This window comes from Bhargavaea massiliensis, assembly GCF_050480245.1.
Taxonomy (GTDB): Bacteria; Bacillota; Bacilli; order Bacillales; family Anoxybacillaceae; genus Anoxybacillus.
Genome location: NZ_JBCNEQ010000032.1, coordinates 1 through 13262, shown reverse-complemented (window position 1 = coordinate 13262; position 13262 = coordinate 1). Strand labels below are relative to the sequence as shown.

The 13262-nt window shown below is 39.7% G+C and carries 14 protein-coding genes, 1 tRNA gene, 1 rRNA gene, 1 other RNA gene and 1 other annotated feature; of the genes, 14 read left to right on the top strand and 3 right to left on the bottom strand.

The features are described from left to right. Positions 1–59: 59 nt before the first annotated feature. Positions 60–176, top strand: a 5S ribosomal RNA gene (gene rrf / locus ABEV15_RS07945). Positions 177–196: 20 nt separating this feature from the next. Here the strand turns inward: rrf and ABEV15_RS07940 are convergent. Continuing rightward, complete coding sequence (locus ABEV15_RS07940; protein WP_498852891.1) at positions 197–898, bottom strand: YaaC family protein; 702 nt, start codon at positions 896–898, stop codon at positions 197–199. A gap of 116 nt (positions 899–1014) precedes the next feature. On the opposite strand from ABEV15_RS07940, the gene guaB reads away from it, so the two are divergent. The 6 genes from guaB (at position 1015) to ABEV15_RS07910 (ending at position 7369) form a co-directional block, all read left to right on the top strand. Continuing rightward, entirely contained in the window at positions 1015–2481 is a 1467-nt protein-coding gene (gene guaB, locus ABEV15_RS07935; protein ID WP_429629994.1) for an IMP dehydrogenase, read from the top strand. Between the two features lie 141 nt (positions 2482–2622). Then, positions 2623–3909 (top strand): D-alanyl-D-alanine carboxypeptidase family protein, encoded by a 1287-nt coding sequence (locus ABEV15_RS07930; RefSeq protein WP_498852892.1) that lies wholly within the window; start codon positions 2623–2625, stop codon positions 3907–3909. 204 nt (positions 3910–4113) lie between these two features. After that, complete coding sequence (gene pdxS / locus ABEV15_RS07925; RefSeq protein ID WP_091704533.1) at positions 4114–4998, top strand: pyridoxal 5'-phosphate synthase lyase subunit PdxS; 885 nt, start codon at positions 4114–4116, stop codon at positions 4996–4998. 18 nt (positions 4999–5016) lie between these two features. Further along, entirely contained in the window at positions 5017–5595 is a 579-nt protein-coding gene (gene pdxT / locus ABEV15_RS07920) for a pyridoxal 5'-phosphate synthase glutaminase subunit PdxT (RefSeq protein ID WP_429629996.1), read from the top strand. Positions 5596–5651: 56 nt separating this feature from the next. Continuing rightward, positions 5652–5867 (top strand) — a binding site (T-box leader). Positions 5868–5919: 52 nt separating this feature from the next. Next, positions 5920–7194, top strand: coding sequence for a serine--tRNA ligase (serS, locus tag ABEV15_RS07915; protein ID WP_498852890.1), 1275 nt, complete (start codon positions 5920–5922; stop codon positions 7192–7194). A gap of 82 nt (positions 7195–7276) precedes the next feature. Next, a tRNA-Ser gene (locus tag ABEV15_RS07910) sits at positions 7277–7369 on the top strand. A gap of 131 nt (positions 7370–7500) precedes the next feature. On the opposite strand, the gene ABEV15_RS07905 is transcribed toward ABEV15_RS07910, so the two are convergent. Together ABEV15_RS07905 and ABEV15_RS07900 are read right to left on the bottom strand one after the other, a co-directional pair. Then, entirely contained in the window at positions 7501–8169 is a 669-nt protein-coding gene (locus ABEV15_RS07905) for a deoxynucleoside kinase (protein WP_091704525.1), read from the bottom strand. Next, on the bottom strand, positions 8166–8804 hold the full coding sequence (locus tag ABEV15_RS07900) for a deoxynucleoside kinase (protein WP_498852889.1): 639 nt from the start codon (positions 8802–8804) through the stop codon (positions 8166–8168). Before ABEV15_RS07900 ends, ABEV15_RS07905 begins: the two co-directional genes overlap by 4 nt. Positions 8805–8940: 136 nt before the next feature. Here ABEV15_RS07900 and tadA point away from each other — a divergent pair, with 136 nt between their 5' ends. The 7 genes from tadA to ABEV15_RS07865 all read left to right on the top strand — a co-directional run bounded on the left by tadA (position 8941) and on the right by ABEV15_RS07865 (position 13077). Then, complete coding sequence (gene tadA / locus ABEV15_RS07895) at positions 8941–9411, top strand: tRNA adenosine(34) deaminase TadA (RefSeq protein ID WP_498852888.1); 471 nt, start codon at positions 8941–8943, stop codon at positions 9409–9411. A gap of 89 nt (positions 9412–9500) precedes the next feature. Beyond that, positions 9501–9765: signal recognition particle sRNA large type (ffs, locus tag ABEV15_RS07890), an RNA gene on the top strand. Positions 9766–9876: 111 nt separating this feature from the next. Then, positions 9877–11556 (top strand): DNA polymerase III subunit gamma/tau, encoded by a 1680-nt coding sequence (gene dnaX, locus ABEV15_RS07885; RefSeq protein ID WP_498852887.1) that lies wholly within the window; start codon positions 9877–9879, stop codon positions 11554–11556. Positions 11557–11572: 16 nt separating this feature from the next. Further along, positions 11573–11896, top strand: coding sequence for a YbaB/EbfC family nucleoid-associated protein (locus ABEV15_RS07880; protein WP_498852886.1), 324 nt, complete (start codon positions 11573–11575; stop codon positions 11894–11896). A gap of 9 nt (positions 11897–11905) precedes the next feature. Further along, a complete protein-coding gene (gene recR, locus ABEV15_RS07875; protein WP_192954397.1) occupies positions 11906–12502 on the top strand; it encodes a recombination mediator RecR in 597 nt (198 codons plus the stop codon). Then, the gene (locus ABEV15_RS07870; protein ID WP_429630008.1) at positions 12502–12723 is read left to right on the top strand and encodes a YaaL family protein; all 222 of its coding nucleotides are present in this window, start codon (positions 12502–12504) and stop codon (positions 12721–12723) included. Before recR ends, ABEV15_RS07870 begins: the two co-directional genes overlap by 1 nt. Before the next feature lie 87 nt (positions 12724–12810). Beyond that, positions 12811–13077: a pro-sigmaK processing inhibitor BofA family protein gene (locus tag ABEV15_RS07865; RefSeq protein WP_498852885.1), complete on the top strand. Its 267-nt coding sequence runs from the start codon at positions 12811–12813 to the stop codon at positions 13075–13077. Positions 13078–13262: the final 185 nt, after the last annotated feature.

Here is a 13262-nt window from a genome sequence, read left to right as displayed (position 1 = left end):
CGAAAAGCGTAGAACGGTCCTGTTATCTAGTTTTGAAGGAATAATCCTTCTATATATTGCTCGGTGACGATGGCGGAGAGGTCACACCCGTTCCCATCCCGAACACGGAAGTTAAGCTCTCCAGCGCCGATGGTAGTTGGCGGGACACTGCCTGCGAGAGTAGGACGTTGCCGGGCAAAGACTAGACCAAGACAATTTAGTCTTGGTCTTTTTTGCTATCCAATAAATAATGATACAAATATAGTGGTATTTTATGTTCGGTTACTTCTAAAAATTGTACAATAAAAGGATACGCATCGTTTGAATAACTATGAAGGAGATCATACCACCATTCTGTTTCATAACGGCAAATCATGCTTAAATTATAAAGCAATAAATAGTGGGCAACGACTTCATGGGTATGTTTGCTGCGTTCGTTTACATGTTTAAAATATAGCTCAAATAAAGGAGTTAATTCCCCAATATGTTCTAACAGATCTTTCATACAAAACTTTTCTCCATATGCATGTTTCACATGAAACATTTTTTCAGAAAAATAAGTAAACAAACCATGTTTTTGAACTTTTACTTCGTCTTTAAAAAAATCATAATTTTGCTTCTTTCTTTTTCTTGTTGATACCCCATGCGCTAAAACGGACGATGTTTCAGGATAGTCAGCGTGAATAGTTAATAAACAAGCTTTAAGAAGTTGAACATTTCCATAAAATAATAAAACAGGCTTAATCGCTAGCGGTGCTTCATGGGCGGTGTCGTAAAACTTTTCTCCATGTTGCAAGTAATACATAAATGGATAACAATTATCATAGCTTTTCTTTTCAGCGTCTTCTCTTCCTTCTTGTTTGTACCGATCAAGTAAAAACTGTTGTGTAAAATTTGATGAATAAAACACTTCCCACATCGTGTACTCTCCTTAGTTAATTGATTGAATTATCGAACATTTTTATGTTTTCTTGACAGAAAAAAGCGAAGTTGATACTCTACTAATTAATATTTCCAAAGTGAGGGGGAAAAACGATGTGGGAAACAAAATTTGCGAAAGAAGGATTGACATTTGATGACGTCCTTTTAATCCCAGCTAAGTCAGAAGTGTTGCCGCGTGATGTTGATTTAACTGTTGAACTAAGTAAAACGTTAAAGCTTAATATCCCAATTATTAGTGCGGGAATGGATACGGTGACAGAGGTAGAAATGGCGATTGCGATGGCGCGCCAAGGAGGATTAGGAATTATCCATAAAAACATGTCGATTGAGCAACAGGCTGAACAAGTTGATAAAGTAAAACGTTCAGAAAGCGGTGTAATTACTGATCCGTTCTTTTTAACTCCTGAACATCAAGTATATGATGCTGAACATTTAATGAGTAAATATCGTATCTCAGGTGTTCCAATCGTTAATAATGCTGAGGAACAAAAGCTTGTCGGAATTATTACGAATCGTGATTTACGTTTCATTCAAGATTACTCAATAAAAATTTCTGATGTCATGACAAAAGAAAATTTAATTACTGCCCCTGTTGGAACAACATTAGAAGAAGCAGAAAAAATTTTACAAAAGTACAAAATCGAAAAACTCCCTCTCGTTGATGATCAAGGTGTGTTAAAAGGGCTTATTACCATTAAAGATATTGAAAAAGTCATTGAATTCCCAAATGCAGCAAAAGATTCAAAAGGGCGTCTTCTTGTCGGAGCAGCTGTCGGGGTCACTACAGATACGATGTTGCGCGTGAAAAAGCTTGTTGAAGCAAATGTTGACGTCATTGTGGTTGATACAGCTCATGGCCATTCGAAAGGGGTACTTGAAACAGTACGGAAAATTCGCGACACATATCCGACGTTGAACATTATCGCCGGAAATGTCGCGACAGCAGAGGCGACGCGCGATTTAATTGAGGCAGGAGCAAACATCATTAAAGTCGGTATTGGTCCTGGATCGATCTGTACGACGCGGGTTGTCGCAGGTGTCGGCGTCCCACAAATTACAGCCATTTATGACTGTGCAACAGAAGCACGAAAATACGGTGTTCCGATTATTGCTGATGGGGGAATTAAATATTCTGGCGACATCGTAAAAGCTTTAGCAGCTGGAGGACATGCAGTCATGCTTGGTAGCCTCCTCGCGGGCGTATCTGAAAGTCCGGGAGAAACAGAAATTTACCAAGGTAGACGATTTAAAGTATATCGTGGCATGGGATCAGTTGGAGCAATGGAAAAGGGAAGTAAAGATCGTTATTTCCAAGAAGATAATAAAAAATTTGTTCCAGAAGGAATCGAAGGAAGAGTACCGTACAAAGGACCGCTTGCTGATACGATTTATCAACTTGTTGGTGGATTGCGTGCAGGAATGGGTTATTGCGGAACGAAAAACCTAGAAGAGTTGCGAGAAAAAACACAATTTGTTCGCATGACTGGAGCAGGATTAAGAGAAAGCCATCCACATGATGTGCAAATTACGAAAGAAGCTCCGAACTACTCACTTATGTAGTAAACAAATAGACAGAGGTGGAAGATTCCTCTGTCTATTTTTTTTTGCAAGAGTATGTTAAAATAACGGTTATGTAAAACAGAGTTGGAGGGTTTGAGCGTGAAAACATGGTACAAGAGCTTCATCATTTGCATTGCAGCAATGTTCTTGTTTATGGTGACGTTACCGCAAAATATAAATGCGGAAGAGGATGTGCTCAATATTGAAGCGGATGCCGCTATCCTTGTTGAAGCTGAAACGGGGAAAATTTTATACCAGAAAAATATCGATGCGGTTTTAGGAATTGCTAGTATGACAAAAATGATGACGGAATACTTGTTGCTAGAAGCAATCCATGAAGGACGTGTTAAATGGGATCAAGAGTATGCAGTAAGCGAGTATGTATATCAAATTTCTCAAAAGCGAGACTTATCGAACGTTCCGTTGAGAAAAGACGGGAAATATACAGTACGTGAATTATATGAAGCGATGGCGATTTATTCAGCGAACGGGGCGACGGTTGCGATTGCTGAAATCGTTGGGGGTTCAGAGACGAATTTCGTTAAAATGATGAATGAAAAAGCGAAACAACTAGGATTAAAAGATTATAAGTTTGTCAATGCAACCGGGTTAAATAACAAAGATTTAGGTGGATTGCATCCAGCTGGCAGCGGAGATAACGAAGAAAATGTGATGTCTGCTCGCGATGTGGCAACATTGGCCTATCATTTATATCATAAATTCCCAGAAATCTTAGAAACAGCAAGTATTCCACGTAAGTATTTTCGAGAAGGAACAGATGATCAAATTAAAATGGATAACTGGAACTGGATGCTTCCAGGACTTGTTGCAGCATATGAAGGTGTAGATGGCATTAAAACAGGATACACAGAATTTGCAGGATATTGCTTCACAGGTACAGCCGAGCGAAATGGCATGCGCTTTATTACTGTTGTCATGAATGCTAAAACGAACGGAAAAGGTACGCATTTGTCGCGTTTTGAACAGACGAAAAAAATGTTAGACTACGCTTTTAGCAACTATACTGTGCAACAATTGTATCCAAAAGGCTATATTACAAAAGATCATAAAACAGTAGCAGTAAAGAAAGGAAAAGAGAAAGAAGTCGCCATTGCGACAAAACAACCGTTGTCACTTGTCATTAAGCGAGGAGAAGAAAAAAAATATAAGCCTGTTGTTGTCATTGAGAAAGAAACATTAACAGCTCCTGTGAAAAAGGGACAAAAAGTAGGGTATATGTACGTAAAATACGAAGGAACAGACTATGGGTATTTAACGAAAGAAGGAGAAAAAGAAGCACAAGTCGATATTGTAACAAAACAAGCTGTAGCGAAAGCGAACGATTTCGTTTTAGCGATGCGAGCGGTTGGTGAATTATTCGGTGATCTTTGGAACGGTGCTTCCAATGCGATTAAAGGATTATTTTAAAGCTCTCTTTTTAGAGGGCTTTAAAATTTTTATTGTGATTTTTTTAAAAATTGAGTTAGAATAAAAGAATGTAGTTAGTGTTTTACCTAGTCAAAACGTATGCTAGAATATGGATAGTGTACTGAAGTGATGAATGGTTGCCGTTTAGCTTATTTTTCAGTACAATATCACAATAACGATATACATAAATGGGAGGAATGAACGGTGGCGATTACAGGTACAGAACGTGTAAAGCGCGGAATGGCGGAAATGCAAAAAGGTGGCGTTATTATGGACGTCGTCAACGCAGAACAAGCAAAAATTGCGGAAGCAGCAGGTGCGGTAGCCGTTATGGCACTTGAGCGCGTTCCGGCGGATATTCGTGCTGCAGGTGGCGTTGCACGCATGGCTGATCCGACTGTGATTGAAGAAGTGATGAAAGCTGTCTCGATTCCAGTGATGGCTAAGGCGCGTATTGGTCATTATGTTGAAGCGCGCGTATTGGAGGCACTTGGTGTAGATTATATTGACGAGAGTGAAGTGTTGACGCCAGCAGATGAAGAATTTCACATTGATAAACGTCAATTTACTGTGCCATTTGTATGCGGTTGTCGCGATTTAGGTGAGGCGGCTCGCCGTATTGCTGAAGGAGCATCGATGCTTCGTACGAAAGGTGAACCGGGCACAGGAAATATTGTTGAAGCTGTTCGCCATATGCGTAAAGTGAATGCTCAAGTGCGTAAAGTCGTTAGCATGAGCGAAGACGAATTAATGACAGAAGCGAAAAATTTAGGTGCTCCGTTTGAAGTATTATTAGAAATCAAACGTCTCGGTCGTCTTCCTGTCGTTAACTTTGCAGCAGGTGGTGTCGCGACACCAGCGGATGCAGCGTTGATGATGCATTTAGGTGCTGATGGTGTATTTGTCGGTTCAGGTATTTTCAAATCAGAAAACCCTGAAAAATATGCACGTGCTATCGTAGAGGCAACAACTCATTATGAAGATTACGAATTAATTGCTCACTTATCTAAAGGATTAGGTGGAGCGATGAAAGGGATCGATATTTCTTCGTTGCTTCCTGAACAACGGATGCAAGAACGCGGATGGTAATGCAAAGGAGCAATGAAAATGGTGAAAATCGGGGTATTAGGACTGCAAGGAGCCGTACGAGAACATGTACGTTCAATCGAGGCATGTGGTGCAGAAGCTGTTGTTATTAAAAAAGTAGAACAGCTTACAGATATTGATGGCCTCATTATTCCAGGCGGGGAAAGCACAACGATGCGTCGCTTGATGGATAAATATGGATTTATTGAACCGCTTAAACAATTTGCTCGCGAAGGAAAGCCGATGTTTGGAACGTGTGCAGGCTTAATCATTTTAGCCAAAAAAATTGTTGGTTATGATGAGCCGCATCTCGGTGTAATGGATATTACGGTTGAACGCAATTCGTTTGGTCGCCAGCGCGAAAGTTTTGAAGCTTCTTTAACGATTAAAGGGATTGCGGACGATTTTATTGGTGTATTTATTCGCGCTCCGCACATTGTTTCAGTGGGGGACGATGTCGAGGTGCTCGCGACATATGAGGACCGTATTGTCGCGGCAAGACAAGGACAATTTTTAGGCTGTTCGTTCCACCCAGAGTTAACGGACGATCATCGTATGACACAATACTTTATAAATATGGTGAAAGAAACAAAAGCATAAATGGGTTGCATTTTACACAAACTTGTAGTACATTATTTCCAAGAAAATGATATAAAGAAAAAGCGATGACAGGAACTAGTAGCAAGCCCTCTTCCTTTCAGAGAGCCGATGGTTGGTGTGAATCGGCAGGAATGACTTGTGAATCCATCCTGGAGCGAAATGCTGAACACGTCCAGTTAGTAAGCATTTCCGGTGAGAACCGTTATATTTCTCGAGTGGAAGACATATGTCTTCAACTAGGGTGGCAACGCGGGAATACTCTCGTCCCTTTCTTCTGGGACGGGAGTTTTTTATTTACTAAACAAATGTAAAGGAGGAATTGCGATGTTAGACTTACGATTTTTACGTGCCAATTTTGAAGAAGTAAAACAAAAACTTCAACATCGTGGTGAAGACTTAACTGATTTTGAACGATTCGAGCAGCTCGATCGCCGTCGTCGTGAGTTGATTGCACAAGCGGAGGAATTAAAAAATAAGCGCAATGATGTGTCACAACAAATTGCTTTATTAAAACGCGAGAAAAAAGACGCGGATCATCTCATTGCTGAAATGCGCCAGGTTGGTGATCGAATTAAAGTACTTGATGATGAATTGCGCGAAGTAGAACAACAGCTTGAAACATTGCTTTTATCCATTCCAAACATTCCGCATGAATCTGTTCCGATTGGTGAATCAGAAGACGACAATGTGGAAATTCGTAAATGGGGTGAACCACGTTCATTTTCTTTTGAACCGAAACCGCATTGGGAAATTGCTGATCAACTTGGTATTTTAGATTTTGAACGAGCAGCAAAGGTGACAGGAAGCCGATTTGTGTTTTATAAAGGTCTTGGAGCGCGCTTAGAACGTGCGTTAATTAACTTTATGTTAGATTTACATGTTGAACAACATGGATATGAAGAAGTTCTCCCGCCATACATCGTTAATCGGGCAAGCATGACGGGAACGGGGCAACTTCCGAAGTTTGAAGAAGATGCGTTTCGTATTGAAAGTGAAGACTACTTTTTAATTCCAACAGCAGAAGTTCCTGTAACAAACTTACATCGCGATGAAATTTTATCAGCAGATGATTTGCCGATTAAATATGTTGCATATAGTGCATGTTTCCGTTCGGAAGCGGGATCAGCAGGAAGAGATACACGCGGATTAATTCGTCAACATCAGTTCAATAAGGTAGAGCTTGTGAAATTTGTAAAACCAGAAGATTCTTATGAAGAACTTGAAAAGTTAACGAATGATGCAGAGCGTGTTTTACAACTATTAGGTTTGCCATATCGTGTAATGAGCATGTGTACAGCTGATTTAGGTTTTACTGCAGCAAAAAAATATGACATTGAAGTATGGTTACCAAGCTACGGCACATACCGTGAAATTTCTTCTTGCAGCAATTTTGAAGCGTTTCAAGCTCGCCGCGCAAATATTCGTTTCCGTCGTGATCCAAAGGCGAAGCCAGAACATGTGCATACGCTAAACGGATCTGGTTTAGCCATCGGACGAACTGTTGCAGCGATTTTAGAAAATTACCAACAGGAAGATGGAATGGTAGTTATTCCAGAAGTACTTCGACCATACATGGGAGGAAAAGAAGTTATTTCATAGGGGGAGAAAGTTTGCCCCCCTTTTCTTTATAAAAAGTGTTGACATGTCGTGATGGTTATGATAATTTAATACATGTCGATACGGAGGAGTACCCAAGTCTGGCTGAAGGGGTCGGTCTTGAAAACCGAGAGGCGTCGAAAGGCGCGCGGGGGTTCGAATCCCTCCTCCTCCGCCATTATTCGAATATTCATAAACCACAGCGCATAAAATGGAGATTGTTTATCGAATAATTCGTTACATATCGTAACGAATTTTTGTTTTATGTGAAAAAATGAAAGGATGTCCCAAAAACAACTGGGAACATCCTTATTTTTTTAACTTGCGATACTGTTCAATCATGTATCCAATTTTTGCAACGATCGGCTCGATCGATTCGGCATCGCGAATAATGTCATATTCATTAATGTTAATACGCAAAACAGGACAAGCATTAAAGCTATTAATCCATCTTTCATATCTTTCATACATCTCTTTCCAATATTCAATCGGTGTTTGCTGCTCCATCGGGCGACCGCGCTCACGAATGCGTTTAATAATTTCCTCGAAACTTCCTTCTAAGTAAATAAGCAGATCAGGATGAGGAAAATACGGAGTCATGACCATTGCTTCAAATAAACTCGTATACGTCTCGTAGTCAACTTTCGACATCGTTCCTTTTTCGAAATGCATCTTTGCAAAAATACCTGTATCTTCGTAAATGGAGCGATCTTGGACAAATCCTCCCCCATATTCGAAAATACGTTTTTGTTCTTTGAATCGCTCGGCGAGAAAATAAATTTGAAGATGAAAGCTCCAACGTTTAAAATCAGCATAAAACTTATCTAAATACGGGTTTGTGTCCACCTTTTCAAATGAGGTGCGAAATTGAAGCGCATCAGCTAACGCTTTTGTCATTGTTGATTTTCCTACACCAACCGTTCCGGCAATAGTAATGACAGCATCGCTTGGGATATGATATTTTTCTCGTAAATTCATTGTTCTAAACTCCTTTTAAGAACAGATTGCAGTTCGTTTAAAATGTAAAATCGGTCTTGGTCACGATGAACGAAATCGAGTTCATCGCCGTTAAATCGCAATACAGGAATGTGAGGATGGGCTTGTTCAAATTGTTCCATTGCTTGTTCATAAGCGTGAGATAGTTGTTGTAAATAGTTCGGGTCAATGTTTTTTTCGAATTCGCGACCACGCATAGCAATACGCTCTAACAACGTGTGTAATGAAGCGTACAAATAAATGACGACATTTGGTTTTGGCATATCGTTTGTTAAAATATCATAAATTTGCACATACTTTTCGAATTGCTTTCCCTTTAATGTTTGTTTAGCAAAAATTACATTTTTAAAAATATGGTAGTCAGCTACAACCGGTTTCCCATTGTTTAAAAACTTTTTTTCGACATCTTCTAGCTGTTTATAGCGATTACATAGAAAAAACATCTCTGTTTGGAAACTCCATTCTTCGATGTTTTCGTAAAATTTACCCAAAAAAGGATTTTCATCAACAATTTCTTTTAACAATTCATATTGAAAATGCATTGAAATGACTTTTGCTAATGATGTTTTTCCAACACCAATTGGACCTTCAACAGTAATAAAGGGCACGCGGGACATCGTGTAACCTCCTTCAGGTGAAACCGTCTGTGTAGACAGACAAAATTTATTTTAACATAAAATGATTAGTCTGTATGTTGATTTTTTCGTTTGCTATACTTTATAAATGAATAAAAAAGCACGGGAGTTTCAAAAGATGAGAAATGATGAGTATTATATGCGTTTAGCGATCGAAGAAGCCAAAAAGGCAGAGAAAATCGGGGAAGTGCCCATTGGAGCCATTATCGTACATCATGATGAAGTCATTGCGCGAGCACACAATTTACGAGAGCGAGATCAACGCTCGATTGCTCATGCAGAGCTTTTGGCCATTGATGAAGCATGTCGAAAACTAGGCACGTGGCGACTAGAACAAGCAACGTTGTATGTGACGTTAGAACCTTGTGCCATGTGCGCTGGGGCAATTGTTCTGTCTCGGATCAAACGCGTTGTATTTGGGGCAAGCGATCCGAAAGGGGGATGTGCAGGGACATTAATGAATTTATTACAAGAATCGAGATTTAATCACCAATCGGAAGTTGTTAGCGGGGTATTAGCTGAACAATGTGGCGACCTATTGAGTCAGTTTTTTCGACGTTTGCGTCAGCAAAAAAAAGAGAAAAAATAGATGTAATTCCAATTAAATTCCATTGAGTAGTCATTGCAATTTATATCAAAAAGAGATATACTTATACTTGCGTTAGCGATAACGCGTTGCCGTGCTAAGCGGGGAGGTAGCGGTGCCCTGTACTCGCAATCCGCTCTAGCGAGGCCGAATCCCTTCTTTAGGCTAGTTTGCTGTAGAGTCTGCCTAGAGTAAGTGGTGTTGACGTTTGGGTCCTGCGCAATGGGAATCCGTGAACCCTGTCAGGTCCGGAAGGAAGCAGCAGTAAGCGGAAAATCCCATGTGCCGCAGGGGTGCCTGAACTGAGCCAACTGCTCTAGTAACGTTTATGGCAGCTAGTCGACGGAAGGTGCACGGCAATTTACATAAATGGGATCGAAAGCACTTGCCTAGGAGGCAAGTGCTTTTTTCATACGTTTTTTAATGATATAATAAATGGGATACGAAGGCAAAGAGGAGGGCAGTTTCGTGAGTTATAAAGCTTTATATCGTGTTTTTCGACCGCAAAGCTTCAAAGATGTTGTCGGTCAAGAACACGTCACAAAAACGTTGCAAAATGCCCTGCTTCAACAAAAAATTTCACATGCATATTTATTTTCAGGTCCGCGTGGGACAGGAAAAACGAGTATAGCTAAAATTTTTGCTAAAGCGGTAAACTGCGAACATCGCCCAACAGCAGAGCCATGCAACGAATGTCCAACTTGTTTAGGCATTACGAACGGTTCTATTTCTGATGTGTTAGAGATTGACGCAGCATCAAATAACGGAGTGGATGAAATTCGTGATATTCGCGATAAGGTGAAGTTTGCCCCAACATCAGCACCTTATAAAGTGTACATTATTGATGAAGTGCATATGTTATCTATTGGGGCGTTTAATGCATTATTAAAAACGTTAGAAGAACCACCGAAACATGTCATTTTCATTTTAGCGACAACGGAGCCACATAAAATTCCACTAACCATTGTTTCGCGATGCCAACGTTTTGACTTTCGGCGCATTGAGTTAAAGTCTATCGTTTCTCGGTTAAAAACGGTTGTAGCTGAAGAAAGGATAGATGTAGAGGAAGAGGCGTTGTTTGCCATTGCGCGTGCTGCTGATGGTGGAATGCGGGATGCGTTAAGTTTGCTCGATCAAGCTATTTCTTTTAGCAATGATCGTGTGTTGCTCGAGGATGTGTTAGCGGTTACAGGCGCTGTTTCACAACGAAAAATTGCAGATCTGATTTGCGCCATGTATGAAAAGAAAACGGTAGAAGCGTTACGTCTTTTTCAAGAGTTGATGGAACAAGGGAAAGATCCGAATCGTCTTGTCGAAGATTTAATTTACTATTATCGTGATATGCTTTTATATAAAGCAGCGCCACAGCTAGAGGATGTGACGCATCGTGTGCTTGTTGATGAGCGATTTCGTGAGCTTTCTAACATGATACCAACATCGCTTATATATGAAGCGATTGATTTGTTGAGTAAAAGCCAACACGATATGCGTCTAACAAATCATCCGCGCGTTCATATGGAAGTGGCGATTGTAAAGCTTTGTTATGAAGAAGAGCGCGTGACTAAAACTTCGATTCCTTCGGTGTTAGAGGAGAAATTGAGACAACTTGAAGAAGAATTAGCGAAACTAAAAGAAATCGGTGTGAAGCCCTCCGCTCCAGAAACAAGTGAACCGGTGAAAAAAACAGGAAAAAGTATTCGTACAGACTATAAGATACCGGTAGGGCGCATTCATGAAGTGCTTCGACAAGCGACGCATCAACATTTGTCTCTTGTTAAAGGAAACTGGGGACATGTGCTTGAGTTGTTAAAAAAGCAAAATAAGGTGTCGCATGCGGCATTGTTGCAAGAAAGTGAACCGGTAGCAGCAAGTAATACAGCTTTTGTGCTAAAATTTAAATATGAAATTCACTGTAAGATGGTTGCTGATAATAGTAACTACGTCAAAGATAATTTAGAGCAAGTATTATTTGAATTAACAGGGAAAAAACTTGATACGATTCCTGTTCCTGAAAGTGAGTGGCTTCAAATTCGCGAACAATTTATTCGTCAACAAACAAATGAAGACGAACATCATGAACAGGAAGATCCATTTATTGCAGAAGCAAAAAAATGGTTTGGTGAACACTTAATTGAAATTAAAGAATAATGGAGGAATGATGACAATGATGCGTGGAATGGGAAATATGCAAAAAATGATGAAGCAAATGCAAAAAATGCAACGAGATATGGAGAAAGCACAAGCAGAGCTAGCGGAAAAAACAGTTGAGGGTACAGCAGGAGGCGGAATGGTGACTGTTGTTGCTAACGGTCATAAACAAATTTTGGAAGTGAAAATTAAAGAGGAAGTTGTCGATCCAGAAGATATCGAGATGTTGCAAGATTTAGTGCTTGCTGCAACAAATGATGCGTTAAAAAAGGTAGATGAGTTGACAGCAGAAACAATGGGACAGTTTACAAAAGGATTGAACATACCAGGATTATTCTAGGGGGTTCGTATGTATTATCCAGAGCCGATATCGAAATTAATCGACAGCTTTATGAAATTGCCAGGCATCGGACCGAAAACGGCCGTCCGTCTGGCGTTTTTTGTATTAAACATGAAGGAAGATGTAGTATTAGACTTCGCTAAAGCACTTGTAAATGCTAAAAGAAATTTAACATATTGTTCATCATGTGGTCATATTACCGATAAAGATCCTTGTTATATTTGTGAAGATGACAAGCGAGATCGTTCGGTTATTTGCGTTGTTCAAGATCCGAAAGACGTTATTGCTATGGAAAAAATGAAAGAATATAACGGGCTATATCATGTGTTACATGGGGCAATTTCCCCGATGGAAGGAATCGGTCCAGAGGATATTAAAATTGCTGAGTTGCTTAGACGACTTCAAGATGAAACGGTTCAAGAAGTCATTTTAGCAACGAATCCAAATATTGAAGGAGAAGCAACGGCCATGTATATTTCGCGGTTGTTGAAGCCAACGGGTGTTAAAATCACACGTATTGCTCATGGATTGCCGGTTGGTGGTGATTTAGAATACGCGGATGAAGTGACGCTATCGAAAGCTCTTGAAGGAAGAAGGGAATTGTAGTGTTTTGGAAACGAAAAGGGTGGCTACGCAAACAATTTAACGTCCAACTCATTGAACGGCTGCAACATTATCGGGATGAGTGGATGGAAAAAAAGCAATTAATAGAAAAAAGTGTTGAGCCGTCTGAAAAAGTTATATTTGACTTGAAAATTGCTGAGGCAAAATACTTATTTCTCCTTCGAGAAGCGAAGAAAAGAAAAGTTTCAATCGGGAAGGGATAACACACCTTCCCTTTTTATATAGGCTTGTCATACAGGAATGAAGTGAACATATATTTAAAAATAAAAAAGATTGAAGGAGTGAAAAACATGAATGAAACAGTTGTCATTGTGTCGATCATCAGTCTTATTGTTATCATTTTACTTATCGGTATTCCAATACGTTTTACTCGATGGATCGGTGAAGGAATTGTACGTCTCGTGATCGGTGCTTTATTTATTTTTTTAATTAATGTTGTTGGAAATGTATCGGGCATTCACCTACCTATCAATTTGTTTACAGTAATGGTTACGGGGGTTCTAGGTATTCCTGGTGTTGTAGCACTCATTTTCATCCAACAATATATCATTTCATAAACGGACACATCCGTTTATTTTTTTGTTGACTAATAAGGATGTTCATGATAAATTAATAAACGTCGTTGTTAAAAATGAAAAACATGTTGACAAGCGATTGTTGTTATAGTAATATATAAAATGTCTTTGATGTTCCTTGAAAACTGAACAAAACAGCAGCGTGAAAGCTAAGGATAACTTTTCTA